Source organism: Hufsiella ginkgonis (assembly GCF_009834915.1).
Classification (GTDB): Bacteria; Bacteroidota; Bacteroidia; order Sphingobacteriales; family Sphingobacteriaceae; genus Hufsiella; species Hufsiella ginkgonis.
Genome location: NZ_WVHS01000002.1, coordinates 93,044 through 119,687, shown reverse-complemented (window position 1 = coordinate 119,687; position 26,644 = coordinate 93,044). Strand labels below are relative to the sequence as shown.

26 protein-coding genes are annotated in these 26,644 nt (G+C 51.2%); 9 read left to right on the top strand and 17 right to left on the bottom strand.

Features of this window, described 5'->3' with window-relative positions:
- Positions 1-5: 5 nt before the first annotated feature.
- Genes chrA through GS398_RS07310 form a run of 3 tightly spaced genes read right to left on the bottom strand, consistent with a single transcriptional unit; the run spans position 6 to position 2,059 of the window.
- Entirely contained in the window at positions 6-1,211 is a 1,206-nt protein-coding gene (gene chrA / locus GS398_RS07320) for a chromate efflux transporter (RefSeq protein WP_369410238.1), read from the bottom strand.
- Positions 1,208-1,543 (bottom strand): tetratricopeptide repeat protein, encoded by a 336-nt coding sequence (locus GS398_RS07315; protein ID WP_160906124.1) that lies wholly within the window; start codon positions 1,541-1,543, stop codon positions 1,208-1,210. The genes chrA and GS398_RS07315 overlap by 4 nt, the downstream gene beginning before the upstream one ends.
- A 15-nt stretch (positions 1,544-1,558) precedes the next feature.
- The gene (locus tag GS398_RS07310; protein WP_160906123.1) at positions 1,559-2,059 is read right to left on the bottom strand and encodes a GtrA family protein; all 501 of its coding nucleotides are present in this window, start codon (positions 2,057-2,059) and stop codon (positions 1,559-1,561) included.
- Between the two features lie 73 nt (positions 2,060-2,132).
- Between GS398_RS07310 and GS398_RS07305 the strand changes: the two genes are divergently transcribed.
- The 4 genes from GS398_RS07305 (at position 2,133) to GS398_RS07290 (ending at position 5,798) form a co-directional block, all read left to right on the top strand.
- Complete coding sequence (locus tag GS398_RS07305) at positions 2,133-2,870, top strand: electron transfer flavoprotein subunit beta/FixA family protein (protein WP_160906122.1); 738 nt, start codon at positions 2,133-2,135, stop codon at positions 2,868-2,870.
- A 12-nt stretch (positions 2,871-2,882) separates the two neighbouring features.
- Positions 2,883-3,857 (top strand): electron transfer flavoprotein subunit alpha/FixB family protein, encoded by a 975-nt coding sequence (locus GS398_RS07300; protein WP_160906121.1) that lies wholly within the window; start codon positions 2,883-2,885, stop codon positions 3,855-3,857.
- 10 nt (positions 3,858-3,867) lie between these two features.
- Entirely contained in the window at positions 3,868-4,476 is a 609-nt protein-coding gene (locus GS398_RS07295; protein WP_160906120.1) for a bifunctional nuclease family protein, read from the top strand.
- A gap of 74 nt (positions 4,477-4,550) precedes the next feature.
- Positions 4,551-5,798, top strand: coding sequence for a nucleoside permease (locus tag GS398_RS07290; RefSeq protein ID WP_160906119.1), 1,248 nt, complete (start codon positions 4,551-4,553; stop codon positions 5,796-5,798).
- Positions 5,799-5,892: 94 nt separating this feature from the next.
- Here GS398_RS07290 and GS398_RS07285 read toward each other — a convergent pair whose 3' ends face one another.
- The 5 genes from GS398_RS07285 to GS398_RS07265 form a co-directional block, all read right to left on the bottom strand.
- Positions 5,893-7,179, bottom strand: coding sequence for a citrate synthase (locus GS398_RS07285; RefSeq protein ID WP_160906118.1), 1,287 nt, complete (start codon positions 7,177-7,179; stop codon positions 5,893-5,895).
- Positions 7,180-7,362: 183 nt separating this feature from the next.
- Positions 7,363-8,958, bottom strand: coding sequence for a hybrid sensor histidine kinase/response regulator (locus tag GS398_RS07280; RefSeq protein WP_160906117.1), 1,596 nt, complete (start codon positions 8,956-8,958; stop codon positions 7,363-7,365).
- Positions 8,958-9,569, bottom strand: coding sequence for a chemotaxis protein CheB (locus tag GS398_RS07275; RefSeq protein WP_160906116.1), 612 nt, complete (start codon positions 9,567-9,569; stop codon positions 8,958-8,960). The genes GS398_RS07280 and GS398_RS07275 overlap by 1 nt, the downstream gene beginning before the upstream one ends.
- Entirely contained in the window at positions 9,562-10,386 is an 825-nt protein-coding gene (locus tag GS398_RS07270) for a CheR family methyltransferase (protein WP_160906115.1), read from the bottom strand. Before GS398_RS07270 ends, GS398_RS07275 begins: the two co-directional genes overlap by 8 nt.
- A gap of 1 nt (position 10,387) precedes the next feature.
- Positions 10,388-13,909: a response regulator gene (locus GS398_RS07265; protein WP_160906114.1), complete on the bottom strand. Its 3,522-nt coding sequence runs from the start codon at positions 13,907-13,909 to the stop codon at positions 10,388-10,390.
- A 225-nt stretch (positions 13,910-14,134) separates the two neighbouring features.
- Here GS398_RS07265 and GS398_RS07260 point away from each other — a divergent pair, with 225 nt between their 5' ends.
- The gene (locus GS398_RS07260) at positions 14,135-14,587 is read left to right on the top strand and encodes a ferritin-like domain-containing protein (protein WP_160906113.1); all 453 of its coding nucleotides are present in this window, start codon (positions 14,135-14,137) and stop codon (positions 14,585-14,587) included.
- Positions 14,588-14,623: 36 nt separating this feature from the next.
- On the opposite strand, the gene GS398_RS07255 is transcribed toward GS398_RS07260, so the two are convergent.
- The 9 genes from GS398_RS07255 to GS398_RS07215 form a co-directional block, all read right to left on the bottom strand.
- Positions 14,624-15,499, bottom strand: coding sequence for a sugar phosphate isomerase/epimerase family protein (locus GS398_RS07255; RefSeq protein ID WP_160906112.1), 876 nt, complete (start codon positions 15,497-15,499; stop codon positions 14,624-14,626).
- Between the two features lie 19 nt (positions 15,500-15,518).
- The gene (locus GS398_RS07250; protein ID WP_160906111.1) at positions 15,519-15,719 is read right to left on the bottom strand and encodes a hypothetical protein; all 201 of its coding nucleotides are present in this window, start codon (positions 15,717-15,719) and stop codon (positions 15,519-15,521) included.
- On the bottom strand, positions 15,716-16,768 hold the full coding sequence (locus GS398_RS07245; protein WP_160906110.1) for a sugar phosphate isomerase/epimerase family protein: 1,053 nt from the start codon (positions 16,766-16,768) through the stop codon (positions 15,716-15,718). The genes GS398_RS07250 and GS398_RS07245 overlap by 4 nt, the downstream gene beginning before the upstream one ends.
- A 5-nt stretch (positions 16,769-16,773) precedes the next feature.
- Positions 16,774-17,934 (bottom strand): Gfo/Idh/MocA family protein, encoded by a 1,161-nt coding sequence (locus tag GS398_RS07240; protein WP_202405988.1) that lies wholly within the window; start codon positions 17,932-17,934, stop codon positions 16,774-16,776.
- A 94-nt stretch (positions 17,935-18,028) separates the two neighbouring features.
- Complete coding sequence (locus GS398_RS07235) at positions 18,029-18,910, bottom strand: hydroxypyruvate isomerase family protein (RefSeq protein ID WP_160906109.1); 882 nt, start codon at positions 18,908-18,910, stop codon at positions 18,029-18,031.
- Between the two features lie 34 nt (positions 18,911-18,944).
- Positions 18,945-20,645, bottom strand: a complete 1,701-nt coding sequence (locus GS398_RS07230; RefSeq protein WP_160906108.1) for a GMC oxidoreductase — start codon at positions 20,643-20,645, stop codon at positions 18,945-18,947.
- Positions 20,646-20,676: 31 nt separating this feature from the next.
- Positions 20,677-21,267: a gluconate 2-dehydrogenase subunit 3 family protein gene (locus GS398_RS07225; protein ID WP_160906107.1), complete on the bottom strand. Its 591-nt coding sequence runs from the start codon at positions 21,265-21,267 to the stop codon at positions 20,677-20,679.
- Positions 21,268-21,406: 139 nt separating this feature from the next.
- The gene (locus GS398_RS07220) at positions 21,407-21,802 is read right to left on the bottom strand and encodes a VOC family protein (RefSeq protein ID WP_160906106.1); all 396 of its coding nucleotides are present in this window, start codon (positions 21,800-21,802) and stop codon (positions 21,407-21,409) included.
- Between the two features lie 20 nt (positions 21,803-21,822).
- Positions 21,823-22,041 carry a hypothetical protein gene (locus tag GS398_RS07215; RefSeq protein ID WP_160906105.1) on the bottom strand — a complete coding sequence of 73 codons (219 nt, stop codon included), beginning with the start codon at positions 22,039-22,041 and terminating at the stop codon, positions 21,823-21,825.
- Positions 22,042-22,291: 250 nt separating this feature from the next.
- Between GS398_RS07215 and GS398_RS07210 the strand changes: the two genes are divergently transcribed.
- The 4 genes from GS398_RS07210 to GS398_RS07195 all read left to right on the top strand — a co-directional run bounded on the left by GS398_RS07210 (position 22,292) and on the right by GS398_RS07195 (position 26,614).
- The gene (locus GS398_RS07210; RefSeq protein WP_160906104.1) at positions 22,292-23,281 is read left to right on the top strand and encodes a GlxA family transcriptional regulator; all 990 of its coding nucleotides are present in this window, start codon (positions 22,292-22,294) and stop codon (positions 23,279-23,281) included.
- 16 nt (positions 23,282-23,297) lie between these two features.
- The gene (locus GS398_RS07205; RefSeq protein WP_160906103.1) at positions 23,298-24,764 is read left to right on the top strand and encodes a M28 family metallopeptidase; all 1,467 of its coding nucleotides are present in this window, start codon (positions 23,298-23,300) and stop codon (positions 24,762-24,764) included.
- Positions 24,765-24,850: 86 nt separating this feature from the next.
- Complete coding sequence (locus GS398_RS07200) at positions 24,851-25,309, top strand: DUF1569 domain-containing protein (protein ID WP_160906102.1); 459 nt, start codon at positions 24,851-24,853, stop codon at positions 25,307-25,309.
- A gap of 129 nt (positions 25,310-25,438) precedes the next feature.
- A complete protein-coding gene (locus GS398_RS07195) occupies positions 25,439-26,614 on the top strand; it encodes a chondroitinase-B domain-containing protein (protein WP_160906101.1) in 1,176 nt (391 codons plus the stop codon).
- The last annotated feature ends 30 nt before the right edge of the window (positions 26,615-26,644 follow it).

Below are 26,644 nucleotides of genomic sequence, written 5' to 3'. Positions count from 1 at the left end.
TTATGTTAAAAAAAATATCCGGCGGCAATTCCCGCCAGGATCAGCAACGGCGTCCTTATCTTCGTAAAGTTCAGGAGCAGGAAAGTGGCCGCAAAAATGCAAAGCGGGAGCAGGTGAAAACCGATCGGCCTGGCCAGGAATAGGAGCGCCGCGATAATAAAGCCTACCGCCACCGCGTTGATGCCAAGCAACGAGTTTTTAATACGGGTGATCTTTTTGAGATCGTTCCAGAAAGGGACGATAAACAGCACCAGGATCAATCCCGGGAGGTTAATGCCGAGCGTGGCGACCACACTCCCTGCAATCTGCCCGCCGATGTTGGCATGGTCGTTCTTGAGCGCCATCGCCCCTACAAAGGAAGTGAACGAAAATGTAGGGCCCGGAATCGCTTGCTGTAAAGCGTAGCCGGCCATAAATTCAGAAGCCGTCAGATAGTGCTTCATCTCCACGAACTCGGTCGACATTAAGGGCACCAGCACCTGCCCGCCACCAAAAATGATGATCCCGTTACGGTAAAAATTTTCAAATAACCGCACAGGCAAACTAAACGGTGAGGTGCGGTTGATGATCGCGCCAAGTACCGCGAAAAACAGCAGGATGCCGATGAAATACAGCACCTTACTCCTGTTAATATTAGAGAAGAGGTTGAACTTAAGCCTGTTCTCCTCTTCCGGTGTGTCTAAGGCCGACGTAATGATCCCGCCCAATAAGATCAGGATGGGAAATACGTAGGCGTTACGGAGGATCATCGTCACGATTACCGCCGCAAAGGCCAGCCACATGCTGGTTTTTGTCACCAATATCCGCCGCGCCAGGCTATAACCGGCGTACGCTACAATTCCCAGCGCTATAGGCTGTACAAATTGCATGATCTGGCCGAACTGCTTTATCTTATCGAGCTCTTCATAGCTGATCGCGAAGAACGACATCAGCGCCGCGGAAGGCAGGATCCACAATAAAAACGTGATCAGCGACAGCGGAATCCCTCCTACTTTATAGGCGACGCCCACCAGGGTTTGGGTAGACGAAGGTCCCGGCAGCACCTGTGCGAGCGCGCTCAGTTCAAGCAGCTCTTCTTCGGTGATATAGCGCCGTTTGTGCACGAAATCGCGCAGCATAATACCCATATGCGCCTGGGCGCCGCCAAACGACGTAAGGGTGAACCATAAGGTGTCCCTCAGGAAAAGGACCTGTTTGGCTTTCAAGCTCAATCGTCCTCGTAATTAAGGCCGATGGCCGACTGGTAAACAGCACGCAACTCAGAAAGCGCATGATTATCTCCGGCATCACGGGCCGCAGCCATGCCATTTTCATAGGTCCTTATCGCATCCGCTTTGCGTTCCATCGCCTCGTACAACTTACCCAGGTGGTAATAAGTGCCTACGTAAGCGGGATGGTTATTCACCAGGTCTTCGTAATAAGTAAGCGCGGTATCCGCTTCGTTTAAACGCAGGTATTCGGTGGCGAGGGCGTATTTAAGGAAAGGATCGCTGGGTTCCTGTTCGAGGAATTCGAGTAATTTCTGCAATCGGTTTCTCTGCATGCGTCAAAAATAACCTTAATTTTTTATTCCCGGTTTAAAGGTGATAAATCGCTGGGTGAGGTAGCTAAAGATGACCACAAAAATAGTAATGAACATCCGCGACGGCGTGGGGTACCAGCCCCATTGATCGACGAACAGCTTCAGGAACGCGTAATTAATGAGGATACAGCATAAAACCACCGTCATGTACATAATAAACTGCTGCCTCATTTGCTTTGCGGTTTCCTGGAACACCACGTACCGGCTCAGGTAGAACCCGATGGGTGTACAAACAGACATGCTGATAAACAAGGCAGCGATATGCGGGCTCAGCGTAAAAAAAGGCAGTACAAGGTTCCGCTTCACCAAAACAAAGTTGTAAAGAATAAAGTATAAGGTGTTATCTAGCGCGACGTTAAAGCTGCCGCATGCCGCATAACGAAAGGTTTGCAAGGGCATGACCTTACGAAAAAGAGGGTAGAAAAAGTCGATGATCCGGAGCGCCGTGCGCCGTGTGTACTCGTGCTGTTTTCGCATAAGGGTGCGAAGGTAATAGCTTTTTTATCTATTTTTGTAAACGAACCCGAAACCGTTACTAAAACCTATGCCGATGAAGATCCTGGTGTGTATGAGCAATGTCCCTGATACCACAACCAAAATAACCTTTACCAGCGATCATAAACAGTTTAACGCTGCCGGCGTTCAGTTCATCCTGAACCCGTATGACGAGCTGGCGCTGGCCAGGGCCATAGAGCTTACTGAAGGCGGAAAAGGTACGGTAACGGTGATCCACGTGGGTGAAGCATCCAGCGACCCCACGATCCGCAAAGCCCTGGCCATAGGTGCAGATGATGCCGTGCGGATAGACTCCCCCGCGATCGACGCGTTCTTTACCGCTTCACAGGTAGCCGCTTATGCTAAAGACAAGGGTTTCGACCTGGTTCTTACGGGCAGGGAATCCATCGACCATAATGGCGCACAGGTACCGGCGATGATCGGAGAGCTGCTCGGGATCCCTTCCGTTTCGATCATCAAAAAGCTGGTGATCGACGGTACTACCGGTATCCTCGAGCGGGAGATTGAAGGCGGGAAAGAGATCGTGCATGTTCCGCTGCCGTTCATAGCCAGCTGTGCGGAAGGAGTGGCAGAGCCAAAGATCCCCAACATGCGCGGAATTATGTCGGCCCGCACCAAACCGCTTAGCGTAGTTACCGTTACGGAAGCCCCGGTGCTTACTTCCATAGAAAAATATGAAACACCCGTACCCCGCGGTGCGGTTAAAATGGTAGCTGCAGACGACGTTGCTAAACTGGTCGGCCTGCTGCATACTGAAGCAAAAGTTATTTAGACGAAATCAAATATGTCGGTACTAGTATATGTTGAGCACGCTGAAGGTAAGTTCAGGAAATCTGCTTTTGAAGTAGTTTCCTATGCCAAAGCGATAGCAGACCAGTTATCCACCGGCCTCACGGCAGTGGTGATCGGGAACGGCGATAAAGCGGAGCTCGAAAAGCTTGGAACTTATGGTGCTTCTACGGTCCTGTTCACCGGCAATACACAGCTTAGCAGCTTTGTAAACCAGGCTTATGCCTCACTCCTGGCCGAAGCGGCAGCAAAAGCGGACGCCGCAATCGTGGTGATGACGAACTCTTTCAGCGGAAAAGGGCTCGCTCCCCGCCTTGCCGCCAGGCTTGGCGCCGGGCTGGTTGCGGGCGCGGTTGCGCTCCCAGAAACCGGGGATAGAAAATTTACCGTAAAGCGGAGCGCATTTTCAGGAAAAGCGTTTTCTTTCGTCACCCTGCTTTCCGACAAAAAGGTGATCACGCTAAACCCGAATGCTTATCCCGCCACGGAAAACGCGGTAACGCCGGCTATCGAAGAATTCAGCCCGGCGGTAAAAGAATCAGATCTGGGTACGCTTGTAAAAGAGATCATCCGCGCTTCGGGGAAGGTCTCCCTGCCGGAAGCGGAGCTGGTGGTATCTGCCGGGCGCGGTTTAAAAGGTCCCGAAAACTGGGGAATGATCGAGGATCTCGCCAACGCTTTGGGAGCGGCCACAGCGTGCTCTAAACCGGTGTCTGATGCCGGCTGGCGCCCGCACGAAGAACACGTTGGGCAGACGGGCATCGCCGTAAGCCCTAACCTGTACATCGCCATCGGCATATCTGGGGCTATCCAGCACCTGGCAGGCGTTAGCTCATCGAAAACCATCGTGGTGATCAACAAAGACCCGGAGGCGCCGTTCTTTAAAGTAGCCGACTATGGCATCGTAGGTGATGCCTTCGAAATCGTACCCAAATTAACTGAAGCGATTAAAGCATACAAAGGGATTTAATAGCAGCAGCGTGAAAAAGATAAAATTAGATATCGTAGGGCTGTCTTATAGCCAGACACAATCCGGCGCGTACGCCCTGGTGCTTGGCGAGGTAAGCGGACGCAGGAGACTCCCGATCATTATCGGCGGGTTCGAGGCGCAGGCAATTGCCATCGAGATCGAGAAAATGACGCCGAGCAGGCCGCTTACGCACGATCTTTTTAAGTCATTCGCGCAAAACTATCACATCGATGTACAGGAAGTGATCATCTATAACCTCGTCGATGGTATCTTTTATGCCAAGCTGATGTGCAGCGACGGCAAAAAAACCACGGAGATCGACGCACGCACTTCCGATGCGATCGCGCTCGCCGTGCGCTTCGAATGTCCCATCTACACCTACGAATTCATCCTCGCCAGCGCAGGCATCGTGATCGAAGGGAACGACTTTGTATTCCTGGAAAACATCGACGCACCTGCCGCGGAGGAGAAAACGCCCCCGGCCGCTCCCGTAACCGAAAGCTATACCTCACTTACCATCGATGAGCTTCGCGATAAGCTCGTCCACGCCATCGCCGAAGAAGCTTATGAAAAAGCCGCCCGCATCCGCGATGAGCTTTCACGCCGCAAATCGTCCTAAAAAAATAGCCGCTAAATCTAAGTTGTTATAAAAATCCATATATTAACTGCTGAACAGTTAAATCAGGTTTGTATATGAATATTAAGCTTCGTTTAGTGGCGATGAATTTCCTGCAGTTCTTTATCTGGGGCTCGTGGCTCATTTCCCTGGGCGGTTACATGATCGTTACGCTAAAGTTCACCGGGGTTGAAGTGGGAAGCATCTTCGCAACGATGGGTATCGCCTCGCTGTTTATGCCCGCGGTGATGGGGATCATTTCAGACAGGTTCGTGAATGCGGAGAAGGTGCTGGGCATCAGTCACATCGTGGGCGGGCTGCTGCTGTTTACCGCTTCGGGGATAAAGGACTACCCCTCGCTATACATCATCATGCTGTTTAACTCGATGGCTTATATGCCAACCATTGCGCTGGCCAACACGGTGTCTTATAACGCGCTCGAAAAAAGCGGCCTCGATATTATGAAGTCCTTCCCCCCCATTCGCGTGTGGGGCACCATCGGTTTTATTTGCGCCATGTGGATGGTCGATTTCATGGGCGCTACCAAAAGCCCCGTACAGCTTTATATCGCCGGCGGCTCGGCAATCTTACTGGGGCTGTATTCATTCACCATGCCCAAGCGCCCGCCGCTCAAACCCGGCGACGCCAGGAGTTTCGCCACTACGCTCGGACTGGATGCGTTTATCCTGTTCAGGTCTAAAAAGATGGCGGTATTTTTTATCTTCTCCATGTTCCTTGGCGCAGCCCTGCAGGTAACTAACCTGTTCGGCGGTTCCTTTCTCGACGACTTTAAAGGCCGCTTCCCCGATTCATTCGGCGTGCAACACCCAAACCTCCTGCTCTCTATCTCGCAGATCTCCGAGACCCTGTTTATCCTTACCATTCCTTTTTTCCTGCAGAAATTCGGCATCAAGAAAGTGATGCTTTTCAGTATCGTAGCCTGGGTGTTCCGGTTCGGCCTGTTTGGGATCGGCGATCCGGATAAAGGATTGTTCCTGCTGGTTCTTTCGATGATCATTTACGGGATGGCTTTCGATTTCTTTAATATTTCCGGGTCGCTCTTCGTAGAAAAGGAAGCCGACATTAAAATGAGGGCCAGCGCACAAGGTCTTTTCATGCTTATGACGAACGGTTTAGGGGCCTTTTTCGGCGGGATCCTGAGCGGCTGGGTCGTCGATTTCTTTACCAGCCCCAATGGCATAAGGAACTGGCAAAATATCTGGTTCACTTTTGCCGGGTACGCCCTGGTGCTGGCCATCGCTTTCCCGCTGATATTTAAGTACAAGCATGACAGGAACGCGGTAAGGGGCCCGGTAGCGCATTAAGGTTGAGAAGGTTCAGGTCGAAGGTTTAAATAAAAAGGTTGGGAACCCTGTAAGCTCCCAACCCTAAACTTTTAACTTCGAATCTTAAACCCGTTTAGCGATCCCCGATCCCGACAAACGCCCTGTCAGTTTCCCCGATATAGATCTGTCTCGGTCGGCCGATCGGCTCTTTGTTCTCTCTCATTTCTTTCCACTGGGCAATCCATCCCGGCAGGCGGCCGAGCGCGAACAGTACGGTAAACATATCAGTCGGGAAGCCCAGCGCACGGTAGATGATACCGGAATAGAAATCTACGTTCGGGTATAATTTGCGTTCCACAAAATATGGATCGCTTAAGGCCACCTCTTCCAGCTTCTTGGCGATATCGAGAACCGGGTCGTCGATGCCCAGTTTATCTAGAATATCGTCGCAAGCCTTTTTGATGATCTTGGCACGCGGATCGAAATTCTTGTACACCCGGTGACCAAACCCCATCAGGCGGAACGGATCATTTTTATCTTTTGCTTTGGCGATCCATTTTTCGGTATCGCCGCCGTCATTCTTGATCTTCTCAAGCATCTCGATCACCGCCTGGTTAGCGCCTCCGTGAAGAGGCCCCCAAAGGGCGGAGATCCCTGCGGAAATGGAAGCATACAGGTTACATTCCGAAGATCCTACAATTCTCACGGTGGAGGTAGAGCAATTCTGCTCGTGGTCTGCATGCAGGATCAGTAAGGTATTCATGGCACTTACCACTACCGGGTCGATCTCTACTTCCTCGGTACGCTGACCGAAAGTCATATTCAGGTAGTTACTCACATAATCGAGCTTATTCTGCGGGTACACGATGGGATGCCCCAGTGATTTTTTATAGATCCATGATACGATCGTCGGCATCTTAGCCAGCAGCTTGATAATAGTCAGGTTCTGCTCTTCTTTAGTGGGATGTGGCGACAGGCTCTCAGGGTAAAACGCCGAAAGGGAGCATACCAGCGAGCACAATTGGCCCATGGGATGTGATTTTGACGGGAACCCGTCAAAAAATTTCTTCATATCCTCGTGCACCAGCGTATGGCGGCTTATCTGGAACTGGAAATCTTTCAGCTGATCGGCAGTAGGCAGCGAACCGTATATGAGCAGGTAAGCCACTTCAATAAATGAAGACTTCTCAGCCAGTTCCTCAATGCCGTAACCCCTGTATTTTAAGATGCCTTTCTCTCCATCGAGAAAGGTGATGGCGCTTTTAGTGCAGCCTGTATTCTTGTACCCGGTATCCAATGTCACAAACCCGCTCAGATCACGTAGTTTTGAAATATCCACGGCTTGTTCGTCTTCCGTGCCCGTTATTATTGGCAGTTCGTACGTTTTTTCACCTAATTTTAAAGAAGCTGTTTCCGACATATAATTGATCTTATCCAACAAAAATAACTAAATCTGCCTTTTATGGAAGGGATTTTTGGATTCCTGATGCAATAGTTACAAAAACCTAACAGTAGGTACCGTTATCACGCTGAACAGCAGGAGTTTTTTTAAAATCGGTAATAAAATCTTAACGAACGGTTGATACCTGCAGGAAAGGATGCTTTACTTCCTAACCAGCTTCTCAATTTTATAGTACAACGTCACCGGATCAAACGGCTTGCTCAGTACATCGTTCACGCCTGCTGCAAGTGCTGCTTTTTGTTCTTCTTCGAGCACGGCGGCAGAAAGGGAAATGATCGGGATATCACGTTTAAAGCCAAACATCTCCGAGCGGATGCGGCGGGTAGCTTCGAAACCGCTCATTACCGGCATGTGCGTATCCATCAGGATGAGGTCGTAATCATTTTCGTTCACCTTGTCGAGCACCTTAGTGCCGTCATCTGCCGAGTCCACCTGTATATTCCACTGGTTGAGGATCTTTTTGATCATAAACAGGTTCACCGCATTATCTTCCGCTACCAGGATCGAGAGCTTTTCGAACTTAGGGAGCTCGGCAGCGGTCTTTTTAACCTCCTGGTCGTCGTTTATCTGGAGAATGATCTGGTACCAGTTCGTAAAGGTAAAGGTGCTGCCCTTGCCCATTTCGCTGGTTACGGATAGTAATCCGCCTTTCAGCTCTGACAATTTCTTCACGATAGACAACCCGAGACCGGTCCCGCCGAATCGCTGCGCCGTGGTATCTTCGGCCTGCTCGAACGAATCGAACACCAGGCGGATCTTATCTTCGGCGATGCCTATCCCCGAATCGCTTACCGTAAACGCGATCTGTGCGTTATTGCCTTTCCAGGCAAGTACTTTCAATTCAAGTTTTACATACCCCTCTTCGGTGAATTTTATCCCGTTACTGATGAGGTTCATCAGGATCTGGTTAAGCCGCAAGGAATCTGCTAAAACTAAATAAGGAAGTTCCGGAGCGACCTCTAATTTTAATTCTATATTTTTTTCCTTCGCCTTAAACTGTAGAAGAGAAATCACAGATTGGGAAAGATGGGCAATATTTGTCTCAGATCTCACGATCTTAAATTTCCCCGCTTCGATCTTCGAAATATCCAAAATGTCGTTGATCACGCCGAGTAGCGACTGCGACGAGCTGTCGAGCATCTCCAATATTCCCTGCTGGTAATCGTCCAGTTCCGTACTTTTCAGCAGGTGGGCCAGGCCGATAATGCCGTTGATAGGGGTACGGATCTCGTGGCTCATGTTGGCCAGGAAGTTTTCCTTAATGCGTTTCGCCTGCTCAGCCTGGTTCTTGGCCTTGATCAGGTCTTTCTGGTAGTTCTCCAGCTCGATGTTCTTTCTTTTCAGGTCGCGCTGCGTTCTCACCAGCTGGATAAAGGAATCTACCTTCGCGGAGGTTACATACGGATCGAGCGGTTTATATAAATAATCTACCGCGCCGGTTGAATATCCCTTCACGGCGAACTTGGTTTCCTTGGAAATCGCTGTAACGAAGATGATAAGCATGTCGCAGGTACGCGGGTTGCTTTTGAGGATCTCTACCAGTTCAAAGCCGTCCATTTCAGGCATTTGCACGTCGATCAGCGCAACGGCGATGTCTTTTTCCCAGCAAATGCGCAACGCTTCATTTGGGGAGGTAGTAGATACGAGGTTGATATCCGGACGGCGAAGCAACGCCTCCAACGCGATAATATTCTCCTCCTTGTCGTCTACTATTAAAAGATTAATTTGGTTATCCATTATTTAACATGTAAAAGAGCCACCTGGTTCACAAACTGAAATAGATGCTCATTCGATAAAACCATACACCGCCTGCATTTATTGATCGCAGCCTGCGGCATAGTTTTAACCTCTGCATCTACCGGATCCTGTGCAATTACAAGGCCATGATTATTTTCGATGTACGCCAGTCCCTCTGCACCATCCTCGTTCGCCCCCGAAAGCAGGATGCCAATAGCATTACGGGCGTACACATCCGAGGCACTTTCAAAGGTCACATCAATGGATGGACGGCAATACCATACCGGCTCAGAATAGTCGAGCGAGAGCGTGCCGTCGGGTTCGATTAGCAAGTGGTAGTCGGGCGGTGCGAAATACACGCAGCCGGGGTTGAGCGTATCCTTCTCGGCCGCCATTTTTACGCGCACAGCGGCCTTCTGGTCGAGCAGTTCTTCGATAGCCGACTGGTAGCGCCGGTTGCGGTGAATGATCACGATTACCGGGACCGGGAAGGTGGCGGGCAGCGAAAGCACCAGGTCGAAAATCAGGTTGAACCCTCCTGCCGAAGCACCGATGACCATGATGCCCGCCCCGCGCACTTTTGCGGCCGTATGAAGCGGGAGATTAAGCAATTTTCTGGTAAATATTTTCAAACTGGTCCACTACCCTGAAACGGCTCGCAAGTTCGTCACCACGCAGCGTTTCCTTTGAGCCCAGGCAGAGAAAGCCCAGCGGGCATAAACTGTCATAAAAGAGCCTGATCACCTTCCGCTGCAGTTCCGCGTTGAAATAGATCAGCACGTTGCGGCAGGAAATCAGCTGGAATTCGTTAAAAACGCCGTCGGAAACAAGGTTATGCACCGAAAACAAGGTGTTTTGTTTCAGCCGGTGCTGTATGGAAGCAGCATCGTATACCGCGGTATAGTAATCAGACAGCGAGCTGGAGGCGCCGGCCTGCTGGTAGTTCTCCGAGTTCTGTTTCATCTTACGCAGATCGTAGATGCCTTTTTTGGCGAAATCAAGCACCTTTGAATTGATATCCGTACCATATAGGAACGACCGGCTGTAAAGATCTTCCTCCTCGAGCATGATGGCGAAAGAATACAGCTCCTCCCCGCTCGAGCAGCCCGCATTCCAGATCTTAATGCGCTGGTAAGAAGCAAGATAGGGAAATACTTTTTTCCGCACAGCCGAGAAAAAATGCGGATCACGGAACATCTCGGTTACGTTGACGGTAATCTCAGTAAGAAATTCTTCGAAGAAATCCTGTTTATTGATCAGCAGCGCTTTCAGGTCGAAGAACGAAAGGTTGTAAAGCTGCATGATCCGCGTGATCCTGCGTTTCAGCGAGGCGCGCGTATACCCGTTAAAGCTGAAGCCATGTACCTGGTTCACCAGGCCGATCAGCTCCTCGAGTTGCTCAAATGAAATGGCAAAATTGTTCGACATCTTAACTCACCCACACCCTCATTAACGATAAGAGCTTATCTACGTCTACGGGTTTCGAAATATAATCATTTGCACCGGCCTCGATGCATTTTTCGCGGTCGGCTTTCATTGCTTTGGCCGTTAATGCCAGGATGGGAAGCTTAGCGAAACGTTTCTGCAGCCTGATTTCGCGCATGGCCTCATAACCGTCCATCTCCGGCATCATGATATCCATCAGCACAATATCAGTGTCGGGTTTTTCATCGAGCTTTTTAAGCGCTTCCCTGCCATCATTGGCGATATCTATTTTCAGGTTATATGGCTGCAGTACGCTGGTGATCGCAAACACGTTACGCATATCATCGTCGACGATAAGCACCGATTTATCTTTCAGCGCTTTCTCCAGCGTCGCCGCCTTTTTAAGCGAGCCGCCCGGTGAATTCTGCCGCATGGCGGGCCGGATCCCGTCTTCTTCCTGGATCTTGTTCATGAACAGGTTCACCTCGTCAAGCAGCCTGTCGTTCGATTTGTTGTTCTTAAGCACCATGGCGTGTGTGTGCTTCATTACCCTGGAAACGTTCTCCTGGGTAAGTTCCATGGCTGTGTTGATCACCACCGGGATATGAGCGACCCCGGGGTTATCCTTGATCTTATCAAGCAGGTCGAGACCCGAAATATCCGGCAGGTTCAGGTCGAGAATAATGCAGTCGAACTGTTCATCTTCCTCCAGCACGCTGAGCGCCTGTGCGCCGTCAAACGCCTGCTTAACCTCTATGCCGCTTTCTATCAGTTGTTTACGCAGGTTCTCGCTCTGGATCTCGTGGTCTTCGATGATCAGCACTTTGTTCAGCTCGAAGCTGTTCGTTTTAATCAGCAGGTCGAACGCCTCATCCAGCTTTTCCTTCACAACTGGTTTCTTCAGGAAGCCGATGGCGCCGTTCAGCCTCGCTTCCATTGGCCGTTCGTCGCCGGCCGACATCATGTGAACCGGGATATCGTGCGTAAGGGCATTATCTTTCAGTTTTTTAAGCACTTGCCATCCGTCCATTACCGGCAGCATAATGTCAAGAATGATGGCGTCCGGGTGGTGTTTCAGGGCCATTTCCAGGCCGGTATCGCCCTGGTAAGCCACCAACGGGTCGAAACCCCGCTCAAAAGCGTAGTCGCTTAGCACGCTCGCGAAGTTCTCATCGTCCTCAACGATCAGCAGCACGTGTTTGCCGTTCTTTTTTTTCGGCAGCTTAACAGGCTGAACATTAGCTGCCGGTGTATTTTCCGGTATAGAAATATCTTCCACCGTTACCACCTCCGCCGGTGCTGGCGACTCAGTTAACGGGATGGCTCCCTCGCCCACGTACGTTTCAGGGATGTAGAGCGTAAACGAGCTTCCCGATCCCGGCTCGCTCGAAATGCCGATCTGCCCGCCAAGGATATTAGACAGCTCCCGGCTGATGGAAAGACCGAGCCCGGTGCCGCCGTATTTGCGGCTGGTAGAACCATCGGCTTGCTGGAACGCCTCGAAGATGGCTTTTTGCTTATCCTGCGGGATGCCGATGCCGGTATCCTTTACGGTGAACGCGATCACGGCATGACCTGCTTCCTTAAGCCGCTCGTGCTGGAATTCCTGGTCAAGCTGCGACCTGCTGATCGAAACCGATACGGATCCTTTTTCCGGAGTGAACTTAAACGCATTGGAAAGCAGGTTTTTGAGGATCTGCTCCAGCCGCAGGCGGTCTGTCACTATGTTCCTGGGAACGTTGTCGTCGACGCTGATGTTGTAGCTGATCCGTTTGTTAACGGCAACTTCCCGGAAGAGCAGGTCGAGGTCGTACTGGATCTCTTGGATTTTCACGGTCTCGATGCTTAGCTCCAGCTTACCCGATTCGATCTTCGAAAGGTCGAGAATGTCGTTGATCAGTGTAAGCAGGTCGCTGCCCGCGTTGTGGATCACCGAAGCGTACTTGATCTGCTCTGCCGTAAGATTATCCGTTTTGTTTTCCTTCAGGATCCTGGCCAGGATGAGGATACTATTAAGCGGCGTACGCAGCTCGTGGCTCATATTGGCCAGGAACTCCGACTTATATTTGCTGATCTGTTCCAATTCCTGCGCTTTGTTCGTAATGGCTTCGCGCGCCTGTACTACTGCCTTGTTACGCTCTTCGAGGAGCGCGGCTTTCTCTTCCAGCTCGAAATTGATCTGCCTGAGCTCTTCCTGCTGTACATGCAGCTCTTCTTCCGAGGCCTGGAGCGCTTCCGTTTTGCGGACCAGCTCCTCGTTGGTGGTCTTCAGCTCTTCCTGCTGGCTTTCGAGCTCTTCCGCCTGCTGCTGGGTTTTATGGAACAATTGCTGCAGCTTCGTTCTCGCTTCGGATGTTTCCAGGGCGATTGCGATGTTATCCATTACCGTGGTAATGAACTGGATCTTCATCTCGTTCAGGTCGGATAAATAGGCCAGCTCGATCACGCCTTTTAACTCGTTCTCATGGATCAGCGGCTGTACCAGGATACTTTTAGGGGTGCTCTCGCCTATGGCCGACCGTACTTTCACATAATTGTCCGGCACATCATAAAAGATCAGTCGTTTTTTATCCCTTGCGGCCTGTCCTACCAACCCCTCGCCGATCTGGATCGTTTGTTTTACATTGGCCGGGGATTCGAATGCGTAACTTCCTGAGAGGTGCAGGCGCCGTTCACTCACCAGGTAAATCGCGCCCAGTTGTGCGCCCGTGTAAATGGCCAGCTCCTGGATGATGTTCTGCGCCAGGTCTTTGATATCCTGTACGCCGCGCATCGCACTGTCCATGGTTGACGTACCGGTAAGGAACCAGTTCTTGATCTGGTTCTGTTCCGACACTTCCTCCAGCTTCAGGTTGATGGTCCGTACGTTGTCTTCCGTTTGCTTTTGCTGTTGAAAGGTACGGAGGATATAAAGCAGCAGCACCAATACCAGGCATAAAATGATGGCCGAGCCCGATAGTACCACCATCAGTGTACGGTCGCTTCCATCGGCGTTCCCGGCCGCATTGATCTTCGCCGTAAGGAATACATACCTCGCTTCTTTCACCACGCCGAGATACCGCACCACATCAGCCTTTGCTTTGGCCACCGCGTTGGTTTCGATGATCGACTTTGCCGCCTCAAACCCGCCGAGATCGAATGCAGATTTTACCCGCTGCATCTCAGTCAGGTAGTTGGTGTTGTAAATGCTCAGCGAGTCCATCGTCGTCTCTTTGCCCAGCAGCTTCTCCAACCGTCCGAACTCGATCTGTACATTGGTGATCGCCAGGTTATAAGGTTTTACAAACTCCCGGTTATTGGTAATGATGTACGATTGAAGGTTTGTTTCTGCATCGCGCAGGTGATTCTGGATCGAATTGATGTCGTCCTGAACGTGCTGCGTGTGGTAAACCCACCCGTTAGCCTCCTGCAGGTTAATGATCCTGTTGCGGATGCTGAGGTACGAAACACCCGCTAACGCGAAAATAAATATCAGTGTAGTGGCAAAGCCCGCAAGGACCTGCTGTTGAAACGAAAACTTCTTCATATTAATCGACCAATATAGCTCAAATCAATTTAGTTAGTACTACTCTTGTCGTAGTACCAGTCTTGTCGGACGTTTGGCGTTATACGTTTCCGGCACGTCGCCCGGGCGCTACCTCGAACGTCCAATCCCCACCGCTCCCTGCAAATATCAGACCCATTCCAAAAAACATTCCTCTTCCGATTCAGTTATAGATACGAACGAACAATCAACCAGGAGGAACATATCATGGAAACGAACGAAAATCTCATTCCTTCATTAAAGCATTTGCTGTCGATCTGTAATGACGGCAAGGAAGGATATCGCAATGCGGCCGAAAATGTGGATGCACCGGAGCTAAAGGTCTTACTAACTACTTACTCGCTGCAGCGAGCCGAATACGCGGACGCGCTGAAGACCAGCATCCGGCAGGCAGGCGGCGACCCTGACAACAGTGACGGCGGGCCTCTTGGCGCTTTACACCGCGCGTGGATCGATATTAAAACCGCTTTTACGATCAATGACAATAAAGCGGTGCTTGATGCCTGCGTTACCGGCGAAAAAGCGGCAATTGAAGCTTATGATAAAGCGCTGGACAACGACCAGTTGAGTTCGGTCCAGAGGCAGCTGCTGGTTAGCCAGCGATCGGGTATTACCCAGTCTCTGCAAAATGTGGAAAACCTGGAACATCAATATGCCTAAACAGGAAAGGGAGCGACCTAATCGCTCCCTTTCCTGTTAAAATAAGCTCTTCTTCACGTACTGCGCGCTCTTCGTAATACTCACGTAAGGGTCGATGTCTGTAAAGTTCTCCTGTTCTACGAAAAAGTGCTTTACACCGGCATGTTTCGCATGCGCAAAGATCTTTTTAAAGTCTACCTGCCCATTTCCCACCTCGGTATTTCGTGAATTATTGGTTTTATCCATGTCCTTGATGTGCCACATCACATACCTTCCGGGATTTGCGGAGAACAATGCAAGCGGATCTTTCCCTGCACGGACCACCCAGTAGAGGTCAGCTTCCATTTTGAGTAGCGAAGCGTCGGTTTCTTTCAGCAGGATGTCGTAACCATTCACATCACCGAACTGTTTAAATTCGAAATCATGGTTGTGGTAGGCCATTTGCAGTCCTGATTTTTTACAAAGCTCCGCTGCCTTGCTGAACATGGCCGCGGCTTTTTTGAAACCATCGGCGCTTTTGGTCAGCTCTCCGCCAAACCAGGGAATGGTTACATACGGGCTGCCGAGGATGTGCGCAGCCTCGATGTAGGCTTTGATGGTTGAATCGTCCGTTCCGTTCGATGCCAGGTAAGGCCCCATATCGTAATGGCCGCTTGGCGATTTCAAACCGTTATCTTTCAACACCTTGGCGAATTCCTTGGCGGGAAGCCCCCAGAAACCGCCTTTTGCGGAATAGCCATAAGTCTCTACTTCGCGGTAGCCGGCCGCCGCAACTTTGGCCAACACGCCTTTTACGTCTTTACCGATATACTCACGCAGTGAATAGAGCTGGAGGCCAACCGCCTTGTCTGCCCTGAAAGCAAGTTGCGGAAGTACGAGGGCGCTTGCGGATGCAATGCCCGCCTGTTTTAAAAAGTCTCTCCTGGTTGTCATTCTTTGTTTTTTAGTATAACTACTTTTTTTGATTAATCGTATCTGTGGCCGCGCTGTCCGCAGACGCAGCGTTGGTTCCCAGCGTATCGGCCATGTTTCGGTTGTCGTTCCCTGTTTGCTCCAGGTTGGTGGTGGTATCCTGGTTTTCCCTGGCTTTATCGCCGCTGCCGCAGGCGCCCAGGCCCAGCAGCAATCCAATCACAATAATTATATTTCTCATATTCCCAATATCCTCCTGTTCATTACTTCATCGGCACCGGAGCTGGCGAAATCGTCGAATGTTTTTTCCGTTACACGGATAATATGGTCGCGGATAAAGGCTGCACCTTCTTTCGCGCCGTCTTCCGGGTGCTTGAGGGCGCATTCCCATTCCAACACTGCCCATCCGGGGAAGTCGTACGCGGTTAATTTGCTGAAAATCGCTTTAAAGTCTACCTGCCCGTCGCCCAGGGAGCGGAAACGGCCTGCCCTGTCTACCCAACCCTGGTAACCGCCATAAACACCCTGCTTCCCGGTAGGGTTAAATTCCGCATCCTTTACATGGAACATCCTGATCCGCTCATGGTAATGATCTATATACGCCAGGTAATCAAGGCATTGAAGCACAAAGTGCGAAGGATCATACAGCAGGCATGCCCGGGAATGGTTATTTACCTTTTCCAGGAACATCTCGTAGGTCACCCCATCGTGCAGGTCTTCGCCGGGATGGATCTCGTAGCAAACGTCCACGCCGCAGCTGTCGAACACGTCCAGGATCGGGGTCCAGCGTTTCGCCAGTTCGGTAAAACCGGCTTCCACTAAACCTGCCGGGCGCTGCGGCCACGGGTAAACGGTCTGCCACAGCAGCGCACCGCTAAACGTGGCATGCGCGGTGAGGCCGAGGTTTTGAGAGGCTTTAGCGGCATATTTGAGCTGCTGAACGGCCCATTCGGTCCTTGCGGCAGGGTTATTTCGGTAAGCTTCCGGCGCAAAGCCGTCAAAAAGCTCGTTATATGCCGGGTTTACCGCTACCAGTTGTCCCTGCAAATGGGTAGAAAGTTCGGTAATTTGGATACCATGGCTCGCCGCTATGCCTTTCAGCTCGTCGGCATAGGTCTGGCTTTCGGCCGCCTGTTTGAGGTCTATCAGCCGGGTATCCCAGGTTGGGACCTGTATACCTTCGTAGCCGAGGCTTTTTGCCCATTTACAGCAATTTTCTAACGTATTGAACGGCGGTTCGTCGCCCGCAAACTGTGCCAGGAAGATCGCCGGGCCTTTAATTGTTACCATTGTGATTATTCGATTTTTAGATCAATCCATTTATTATCTGATTTTCCCGACTCGATTACGCGCTCGATGAACGCCATACCGCGGATTCCCTCTTCAATACCCGGGAAATCCAGGCATTCGGGGGCGGGCCGTTCGTGGTCCAGGTCGGCGCGCACGGTGAGTGCGAAGTTCCGGTAAATATTCGCGAATGCCTCAAGGTAGCCTTCCGGGTGGCCCCCGGGGGTGCGGGTATTGTGCGTGGCAAAAGAGCCCAGGTATTTTCCGCCGGTGCGGTAGATCTCGGCAGGTCCCGTCAGCGATTTCACCACGAGTGTGTTCGCATCAGATTGCTGCCACTCCAGCCCTCCCTTTTCGCCGTATACCCGGATCTTTACGTTGTTCTCCTCTCCTGCAGCCACCTGGGTGGCGAAAAGCACGCCCGAAGCCCCGTTATTAAATTTCAGCATGGCCGTACCGTCGTCGTCCAGTTTCCGGCCGGCTACTACGATGTTAATATCCGCGCATAACCTGGCCACCTGCAAACCGGTTACATATTCCGCCAGGTTAAAGGCATGCGTACCGATATCGCCCATGGCGCCGGCAATACCGCTCTGCGACGGGTCCGTACGCCAGCTCGCCTGTTTATTGGTACCGCCCTCCTCAAAAGTGCTCAGCCAGCCCTGCGGGTATTCCGCATACACCTTCCTGATCTCGCCCAGCTTGCCGGAAGCGACCAATTGCCTGGCTTCTTTTACCATCGGGTAACCGGTATAAGTATGGGTCAATGCCAGCCGCTTTCCGGTATGCCCGCTGATCTTTTTCAGCTCCAGGGCTTCGGCCAGCGAAAACGCGATCGGCTTATCGAGGATCACGCTGAAACCGCTTTCCATGGCCATCTTAGCCGGCCCGAAATGCACGTGGTTAGGCGTTACGATACTGATCACCTGCACACGTTCTGCTTCGGGAAGCAGCAGCTCGTTCTCGTACATCTCCTGGTAGGAACCATAAGTCCTTGATGCAGGGATGCCCAGTTGGGCGCCACTTAATTTCGATTTCTCCGGATCACTGCTAAATGCGCCGCATACCAATTCGTATTCATCATCGATGCGGGCGGCAATGCGGTGTACAGCGCCGATAAATGCGCCCTGCCCGCCTCCAACCATTCCCAGTCTTAATTTCGTACTCATGAGTTTTGAGTTATCGGTGATCAGTCTTGAGCTACCAGCTATCAGGCGATATACCGTAACTGATTACTGACAACTGATCACTGTTTACCGCTCACTACACATCACAAATCTTAATCGCCTCCCGCAGCGAAGCGATTTTATCCGGTTTGGCCGGGATAAACTCCTGGGCCACGTAACCTTTAAAGCCGGTGGCGATGATGGCTTTCATGATGGCCGGGTAATAAAGCTCCTGGCTTTCGTCTATTTCATGCCTTCCGGGTACGCCGGCGGTATGGTAATGTGCAATGTACTGGTTAAAATCGCGGATATTGTGAATCACGTCACCTTCGTCGATCTGCATGTGGTAGATATCATAGAGCAGCTTAAAATTCTGCGAACCGAGGCGTTTGCAAAGCTCGGCGCCCCACCAGGTGCGGTCGCACATATAATCTTTGTGGTTCACTTTGCTGTTAAGCAGTTCCATTACGATCACCACGCCGTGTTTTTCAGCAAGCGGCATGACCTGCTTTAAGCCGTCTACGCAATTCTTAAACCCGGTTTCGTCGTCCATGCCACGCCTGTTCCCACTAAAGCAGATCAGGTTCCTGTAACCGGCCTCAGCTACTTTCGGGATCATTTCCGAATACTGCTTAACCAGCCTGGCGTGGTTCTCTACCTTATTCCAGCCTTCGGGGATGCTGATCTCGGCGCCGTTACACATGGTAGACAACAACCCGTATTTCTTTAAAGTTGGCCAATCTGCGGGGCCTACGAGGTCGATGCCGATCAAACCGATCTCTTTGGCGGCTATACAAAGCTCTTCTACCGACATCCCGCTAAAACACCAGCGGCAAACCGAGTGGTTAATGTTGCCTTTCAGCGCCGCAGGCTGCAAGCCTTCGCCGGCCATGGCCGGAATTGAGGACGAAACGCCCAATGCAGCTGTACCAGCCACAATATTTTTTAATGCAGTTCTCCTGCTCAATCCTTGTTTCATGTGCTTTACTGTTTTTATATTCCTGGTCTTATGATCAGATATTCATTTTCTTCAGTTCGGATACGGCGTAATCGCAGGCCCGGGCGGTTAGCGCCATGTAGGTGAGCGACGGGTTCTGGCATGCCGCAGACGTCATACAAGAACCATCGGTAATGAATACGTTCTTCACATCATGCATCTGGTTCCACTTGTTCAGCACCGAAGTCTTCGGGTCGTTGCCCATGCGTGCGGTACCCATCTCGTGGATGGCCATACCGGGGAAGCAACCTTTATCAAAGGTGGTGATGTTTTTCATGCCCGCTACCTCAAGCATTTCGGCGGCGTCGTTCATCATGTCTACGCGCATTTTCCGTTCGTTGTCCTTAAACTCGCAATCGATAGAAATTACGGGCTGGCCCCATTTATCTTTTTGCGACCTGTCCAGCGTTACTTTATTTTCGAAATACGGCAATGTTTCGCCAAAACCGCCAAGTCCCATACTCCATGGACCCGGGGCTGACACCTCTTCTTTAAAGTCGGCGCCGAAAGCCATTTCTGCCACGCCGCGTGCCCATCCGGAGCGGCTCGCACTGCCCTGGTAGCCAAAGCCACGGATATAATCGCGTTTATCGCCGTTCAGGTTTCGGTAGCGGGGAATATAGATCCCGTTTGCGCGGCGTCCGTAATAGTATTTATCTCCATAATCTTCGCTTTCGCCGGAAGCGCCGGTGCGGAAATGATGGTCCATCAGGTTATGGCCGAGCTGGCCGCTGCTGTTACCCAATCCGTCGGGGAAGGTGTCTGACGTAGAATTGAGCAATACAAAGGTCGAGCCGAGCGTAGAGCCGTTCAGGAAGATGATCTTTGAATGGAACTCTACCACCTCGTTCGTTTCGGCGTCGATCACCCGTACGCCGCTTGCACGCTTTTTGTCTTTATCGTAAAGAATGGCATTCACGATAGAAAACGGACGCATGGTAAGGTTTCCTGTAGCCATCGCCGCCGGCAACGTGGCCGATTGCGTACTAAAATAGGCGCCAAACGGGCAACCGCGGCTGCAAAGGTTACGGTACTGGCAATTCCCCCTGCCGTTATGCGGCTGGGTAAGGTTGGCTACACGTCCGATGGTCATGCGCCGGTTATTTTTATAATGCGCCTCGATGCGTTTCTTAACGTCTTTTTCCACGCAATTCATGTCCATGGGGGGCAGGAATTCGCCATCAGGCAAATTAGGGATCCCTTCGCGCTGGCCGCTGATACCGGCAAATTTCTCCGCATAGCTGTACCAGGGCGCAATATCTTTGTAACGGATCGGCCAGTCGATGGCAATGCCGTCCTTAACGTTCGCTTCAAAATCCAGGTCACTCAGGCGATAGCTCTGGCGTCCCCACATAAGCGATTTACCGCCCACGTGGAAACCGCGGTACCAGTCGAACCGCTTCACTTCCGTGTACGGGCATTCTTTATCGTTCACCCAGTATGACGCGTTAAATTCTGAATACGGGTAATCGCGTACCTGTACCGGGTGGCTCAATACCTGTTCCTGGGTAAGCCTGCCGCGGTGCTTAAACTCCCAGGGAGCCTTCAGCGCGGTATCATAACCCTTCACATGTTCTATATTGCGGCCTCTTTCCAGGAGCAACACTTTTAATCCTTTTTCTGTGAGCTCTTTGGCTGCCCAACCGCCGCTGATCCCCGAGCCTACCACAATCGCGTCGTAGGTATTCTGTTTGTCAGCTTCTGTATTCAGGTACATATCTGGTTTATATTTTGGTTAGCGGTGGGGCTTACAACGCCCAGGCTTTTTCACCAGGCTTAATGGTGATGCAGGCATCGTACCTTCCGGGAATAGCTACGTAGTTTAACGCTTTGGTGGCGCCTGCCTCGGAGGTGAAGTATCCCAACATCGTGAGCTCTTTAACTTGTTTAAAGAAAGGAACCTTTTTCGATTGCTCTTCCGGCTTCAGGTCTTTTTCCTTGTCGGTAAATTCCTTCGTTTCTTCCGCCAGCTGCTGTATCACTGCGATGCGCTGTTTACCGTCGGCCTCCAGGAAAGTCTTGCTAAATTTACCCTTAGTGATCTTGTCGGCATAATCAAGACCGCCGATAAAATCCTGCTGTGCCTCTTCCGGGTAGCATTCATTGATCATCATCACGATAAATGCACCCACTCCCGCCTCTTTTGCACCGGGAGTACTGGTTTTAGGAATAATGATCTCTGCAATTTCGGCAACCATGTTTTCCTGGCCAGGGGTAAACGTGGTGGAAGTAGCTTTCGGGCCGTTATTACAACCATCCAGTATGAAACCAAGGGTGGTTGCAGAAATAGCGCTCCCCATTAAAAGGGCCATATTCTTCACCGCTGCTCTTCTGTCCATTATCAATTCAGATTAGTTGGTTTAGTGCGGTAATACTACTAAATATTCTTAAGAATACCAGCCGCGCACAGCCGAATGAATGTACAGGAATAGCGTTTTATAGTAGTTATGTTACAATCAGCTAACTGCCGACGGCCTATCACAACTTAAAGATCCAATGTATCCCGTACCGGTCTGTAAGCGACCCGATGGTTCCCGAAAAAAACTTGTGAAGCGGGTGACTTACCGTGGCGCCTTCTGAAAGACGGGAGAACGCGCTGGTAATTTCGTCTTCGGTGGTACACATAAACGAGAGGGTGATGGCGCTCCCCCAGCCGGCGTCGTCGCCGGCCATGTCTGAGGCGAGCAGCGTAAAGTCATCGCTGATCAGCCCGGCATGGAGGATGTCGTTCTGCACCTTTTTTGGCCACTTACGGGCATCAGGCGAGTCTTTAACAGCCACCATTTCAAGCGTTCCGCCAAAACATCGCTGGTAAAAAGTCATCGCCTCGCGGCAGTTCCCGTTAAAGTTAAGATAGGCGACAATTTGTATCATGCACTCCTCATCCTAAGGTACTAATCGGCCAGCACTTCGGCATTAAACCCGCATTCGTTCAGCAGGCTGATAAGACAGCCGGCGCGTACGAAACCGTTCGCGCTTTTTACGCGCAATATCCTGTCGCAATCATCCAGGTCGAAATTGGCGCAGTAACCATCAAACTCCCCGTGGATACGGTCGAGCAGCCTCGCAGCTTCTTTGAGGCAATGCACGTTGGTTTTAAATACTTCGATCATATTTTAGCTGTCAGTGCTCAGCCGTCAGTAGTCAGCTTCTTCGTAAAACCCTAATTCACCCGCCACGAAATCCTTTAGCCACGGTTAACAGAAACTGACTACTGATAACTGACTACTGACTACTGACCACCGATAACTGGCTACAAATTTACCCGTCCCCGTGTCCCGCACATGGGGGTAATTCCGGCATTATAAGGGTGATTTGCGACAATGTATTGCTCGTATGAACGATTAGTTTTACATTCGAAATATGAAGCATATATCGATCCTGGTTCCTAAGGGAGCTATTTTAGGCAGTCTGGAAGGCACACGGCAGCTATTTACGCAGGTGAACACCTTCTTCAAAATGAAAGATATGGCGCCTATATTTAAGGTTCAGTTGGTAGGGCTGATGCCCGAAACCCCCTTATCCGGCGGCTCATTCACGGCACATTCAGATGTGCTGATCGACGACGTTATAAAAACCGACCTGGTCATTATCCCGGCGGTAGATGGCGATCTGCAGGAAGCGCTGGAGAAAAACAGTGCGTTTTTGCCATGGATCACGAAACATTACCACAGCGGCGCAGAAGTGGCAAGCTTATGCCTGGGGGCTTTTATACTGGCTTCCACCGGCCTGGCCAACGGGCGCAAGCTGGCTACACATTGGATGGCGACCAATGCCTTCCGTAAAATGTTCCCGGAGGTGGAGCTCGTTACCGAAAAGATCATTACCGACGAACACGGCCTGTACTCGAGCGGCGGCGCTTTTTCTTACCTGAACCTGATCTTATACCTCATAGAAAAATACGCCGGCCGCGAGATGGCGGTACTGGCGGCTAAGGTGTTCGCCATCGAGATCGAGCGAGACAACCAGCTTTCGTTCACTATATTCCAGGGACAGAAGGAGCATGAAGACGAACCGATCAAGAAAGCGCAGGTGTTTATTGAAAAGAATTTCCCCGAAAAGATCACCGTAGATCAGCTGGCATCGATGTTTTCGCTCGGGCGCCGCAACCTGGAGCGGCGGTTTAAAAAGGCAACCTCCAATACCGTGGTCGAATACATCCAGCGCGTAAAGATCGAGGCCGCAAAAATATCACTGGAATCTTCCCGCGAGAATGTGAACGAAGTAATGTATAAGGTCGGGTATACCGATACAAAAGCCTTCAGGACAACGTTTAAACGGATCACCGGGATGTCGCCGCTAAAATACCGGAACAAATACAACCCGGAATACCAGGAACTGGCTTCCGCTTAATCTCAATCATCACATTATGAAGCTGATCTTAACCCTGTTTTTCACAACCGCTTTCGCGGGAAGCGTTTATGCCCAGGCCAACCAACCTCCTGCCCTCCTGTCTATTAAAGATGCTGATCTTAAAAGAGATATTTTTGAGCTCGCCGGCGATGCTTTCCGCGGACGAAGAGCGGGCACAGCGGATGAAATGCGCGCCGCGGTCTGGGTGGCGCAAAAAGCACAGGAAGCCGGGCTAAAACCTGCAGGGGAAGATGGCACTTATTTCCAGTTTTTTAACATCAACCGTACGCGTACCGCCAACCGGGGCACTTTTGTTATTAACGGCCAACCACTTGCGCTTTGGAAGCAGGTCTTCCCTACACAGGCGTTGGATACACATCTCGATGGTGCGGTCACCTGGCTCAGCACGGCCGCTGATACTGCAACAGACCTCCAGGGCAAGATCGTAGCCATGAAGATCGTGGCGCCCAAGCCATTACCGGCGGCAGGGATGAGCTTATGGGGCTTTCGCTATACATCTTCCGCCATACGCCAGCAAAGTGCACTGCTGGCACGCAGGGGGGCGCTGGCCGTGATCCTGGTTGCCGATGAAACCGTCGAGTCTGCCATCGCCTTTACCGGGCATAATTATGAAGAAGGATCATACCAGTTGGAAGGCGCGATCAGGGGTAACGGCGGCAGCCGGCAACGTACCGCGCCGGTTATTTTAGTGCGGTCGGCGTTTGAAGCGGTCTTAAAGACCGCGGGGGCCAGGGTTAAAGCTGATTTCCAGGCGGAAACATTCCAGTACCCCTCGGTAAACGTAGTGGCCAAAGCTCCGGGCACCGACCCGAAACTAAAGGAGGAATACGTGCTTTACAGCGGCCACCACGATCATGACGGCGACGGTAACCCGGTGGAAGGCGACTCGATATGGAACGGCGCCGATGACAATGCTTCGGTTACCGTGGGCATGCTCGCCATTGCACGCGCATGGACCACAAAACCCGGAAAACGGTCGGCCCTGTTCGTTTGGCACGGCGCAGAAGAACGCGGCCTGCTCGGCTCCAAATGGTTCGTAGCTCACCCTACCGTTCCAAAACAGGCCATCGCGGCAGTGCTCAACGGCGACATGATTGGCCGCAACTCCGTTGATTCGGCGGCGCTGCTGGGCACTACCTCGCATAAAAATTCGTCGGCACTGGTCGGCCTGGCGATGACAGCCAACCAGCAGGTAACAAAATTTAAGGTCGATTTCTCCTGGGACGACGCCCGACACCCGGAAGGCTGGTATTTCCGGAGCGATCACGCGCCCTATGCACAGGCCGGGATCCCGGCGATCTTTTTCACCTCGCTGCTGCACCCGGATTATCATACTCCCAAAGACGAACCCGCCAGGATCAACATCGCCAAGCTGGCGAAGATGACAAAATGGATGTATGCCACAGGTTGGCTTATCTCGCAGGCTGCCGCAAAACCGGCACTGGACAACCCCGGGCCTTAAGCGATGGCACTTCCGGTGAAAGTTAACACAGGTAAAACAGGTAATTTAAGGCACATATCCTAAATTGCAGCCCTAAACCCAAAATAATGGCCCTCCCCGACATTTTCTCCGCACCGGTTACCAACGACCTCATCGAACGGATCAACAAACTTACTCCTGCTTCTGCACCCGGATGGGGCAAAATGAGCGTGGCACAAATGCTCGCACACGTAAATGTAGCTTACGAAATGACCTTTGAAAACAAGCACCCCAAACCGGGGGCATTCATGAAATTTATCCTGAAGCTGTTGGTAAAGAACACCGTGGTAAGCGAAACACCTTATAAAAAGCATAGCAAGACCGCCCCGGCGTTCATTATCACCGATGCGCGGGATTTGGAAACAGAGAAAGCCCGGCTTATTGCCTACCTGCTAAAAACACAGGAATTGGGGGCCGCGGCTTTTGACGGCCGCGAATCGCATTCCTTTGGGCCGCTTTCTGTAACTGAATGGAACAACATGTTTTATAAACACTTAAACCACCACTTAATACAGTTCGGGGTTTAACTGTTACCCCACATTTGGTAACTGCCAGGCACCTGGTGGCACCTGGTTTTCTTAACGCTTATTTTATGAAACCGGTTTATCAGTGACGGCGGGGATGGCCTAATCAAATTTATCCTAATTTTGATCCTCATGAAAAAACTCATCCTGTCCATCCTGTTCGTTATGCTATATGCGGATCCTGCGTTTGCGACCATTTACCAGGTCGGCAATGAGCAGGAGCTTAAAAACGTACTGCCTAAACTTGCCGCGGGCGATGAAGTGGTGATCGCCGACGGGAATTACGGTAACTGGTCGGTGGAGATCGCCGCCGTGGGTACCGCCCAAAAACCGGTGGTCATCAGGGGGGCATCCACCGGCGGCGTGATCTTCTCGGGTGAAGTAAACAAACCCCTCTTCGTATTAACCGGCAAATACACGGTACTGAGCGGCATTACTTTTAAAGAATGTGTGCTGGGTAAGGCCGATGGGAAGAGCGGCGTGCTGGCAGAGCTTAAAAACAGCAGCTATTGCCGGATCACGCAATGCGTTTTTACACATAACGTGGCAAAAGTTCAATTTATGCCGTTGATAATCGTTTCCGGAAACGGCACCTCCAACAAGATCGATCACTGCACGGTAACAGCGAATACCGACAGCCAGGATTTCCAGGTAAAGATCACCGGCGACAGTAACCCTCAGTTCACGCTTATCGAAAGCAACGTTTTTAAAGACAAAGCCAAGGTTAGCTGGAGCAATAACAACGGCGGCGAATGCATCCAGGTGGGCCAGGACCCTGTGCTGCTGGGTACCAGGGAGTCGAACACCACGGTAAAGAATAACCGCTTTACGCATTGTGATGGCGAGCCCGAAGTGATCAGCAATAAAAGCAGCAGGAACAGTTATATCGATAACTACTTTGGCGATAACGACGGCGAGCTGGTGATGCGCGGCGGCCACGACTGCATTATTTCAGGCAATACCTTTGAGGGAGGCAGCGGCGGCATCCGTGTTAACGGGAGCGGTCATACCATCACCAACAACAAGATCACCGGTGTTAAGACCGCCATCAGGCTGATGTACGGCATGACGAAAGGAAAAATAGAAACCGGTTTTTACGTAGCTCCCGGCAACTGCACCATTACCGGCAACCAGATCACCCATGCCACTATTGGTATCCTGGTAGGCGACCAGAAAGACGCGGACTGGACGGGCAAATTCGACACGAAACGATATCCGTCGCCGGTAATACAAAGTGTAGCGCCGTACGACAATAAGATAGAAAATAACCAGTTTAAAGAGGTAAAAACAAATACAGTTACCCAATAAACAACCGGATATTTCGCGCAAGTTGGCGTA

Excerpts from the sequence above, each read along its gene's own strand:
- GS398_RS07235 (WP_160906109.1), bottom strand. The coding sequence starts at position 18,910 with ATGAAACAAGGATTGAGCAGGAGAACTGCATTAAAAAATATTGTGGCT.
- GS398_RS07260 (WP_160906113.1), top strand. The coding sequence starts at position 14,135 with ATGGAAACGAACGAAAATCTCATTCCTTCATTAAAGCATTTGCTGTCG.
- GS398_RS07305 (WP_160906122.1), top strand. The coding sequence starts at position 2,133 with ATGAAGATCCTGGTGTGTATGAGCAATGTCCCTGATACCACAACCAAA.
- GS398_RS07250 (WP_160906111.1), bottom strand. The coding sequence starts at position 15,719 with ATGAGAAATATAATTATTGTGATTGGATTGCTGCTGGGCCTGGGCGCC.
- GS398_RS07230 (WP_160906108.1), bottom strand. The coding sequence starts at position 20,645 with ATGTACCTGAATACAGAAGCTGACAAACAGAATACCTACGACGCGATT.
- GS398_RS07285 (WP_160906118.1), bottom strand. The coding sequence starts at position 7,179 with ATGTCGGAAACAGCTTCTTTAAAATTAGGTGAAAAAACGTACGAACTG.
- GS398_RS07315 (WP_160906124.1), bottom strand. The coding sequence starts at position 1,543 with ATGCAGAGAAACCGATTGCAGAAATTACTCGAATTCCTCGAACAGGAA.
- GS398_RS07290 (WP_160906119.1), top strand. The coding sequence starts at position 4,551 with ATGAATATTAAGCTTCGTTTAGTGGCGATGAATTTCCTGCAGTTCTTT.
- GS398_RS07215 (WP_160906105.1), bottom strand. The coding sequence starts at position 22,041 with ATGATCGAAGTATTTAAAACCAACGTGCATTGCCTCAAAGAAGCTGCG.
- GS398_RS07300 (WP_160906121.1), top strand. The coding sequence starts at position 2,883 with ATGTCGGTACTAGTATATGTTGAGCACGCTGAAGGTAAGTTCAGGAAA.
- GS398_RS07265 (WP_160906114.1), bottom strand. The coding sequence starts at position 13,909 with ATGAAGAAGTTTTCGTTTCAACAGCAGGTCCTTGCGGGCTTTGCCACT.
- GS398_RS07240 (WP_202405988.1), bottom strand. The coding sequence starts at position 17,934 with ATGAGTACGAAATTAAGACTGGGAATGGTTGGAGGCGGGCAGGGCGCA.
- GS398_RS07280 (WP_160906117.1), bottom strand. The coding sequence starts at position 8,958 with ATGGATAACCAAATTAATCTTTTAATAGTAGACGACAAGGAGGAGAAT.
- GS398_RS07205 (WP_160906103.1), top strand. The coding sequence starts at position 23,298 with ATGAAGCTGATCTTAACCCTGTTTTTCACAACCGCTTTCGCGGGAAGC.
- GS398_RS07310 (WP_160906123.1), bottom strand. The coding sequence starts at position 2,059 with ATGCGAAAACAGCACGAGTACACACGGCGCACGGCGCTCCGGATCATC.
- GS398_RS07210 (WP_160906104.1), top strand. The coding sequence starts at position 22,292 with ATGAAGCATATATCGATCCTGGTTCCTAAGGGAGCTATTTTAGGCAGT.
- GS398_RS07270 (WP_160906115.1), bottom strand. The coding sequence starts at position 10,386 with ATGTCGAACAATTTTGCCATTTCATTTGAGCAACTCGAGGAGCTGATC.
- GS398_RS07200 (WP_160906102.1), top strand. The coding sequence starts at position 24,851 with ATGGCCCTCCCCGACATTTTCTCCGCACCGGTTACCAACGACCTCATC.
- GS398_RS07245 (WP_160906110.1), bottom strand. The coding sequence starts at position 16,768 with ATGGTAACAATTAAAGGCCCGGCGATCTTCCTGGCACAGTTTGCGGGC.
- GS398_RS07220 (WP_160906106.1), bottom strand. The coding sequence starts at position 21,802 with ATGATACAAATTGTCGCCTATCTTAACTTTAACGGGAACTGCCGCGAG.
- GS398_RS07255 (WP_160906112.1), bottom strand. The coding sequence starts at position 15,499 with ATGACAACCAGGAGAGACTTTTTAAAACAGGCGGGCATTGCATCCGCA.
- GS398_RS07195 (WP_160906101.1), top strand. The coding sequence starts at position 25,439 with ATGAAAAAACTCATCCTGTCCATCCTGTTCGTTATGCTATATGCGGAT.
- GS398_RS07225 (WP_160906107.1), bottom strand. The coding sequence starts at position 21,267 with ATGGACAGAAGAGCAGCGGTGAAGAATATGGCCCTTTTAATGGGGAGC.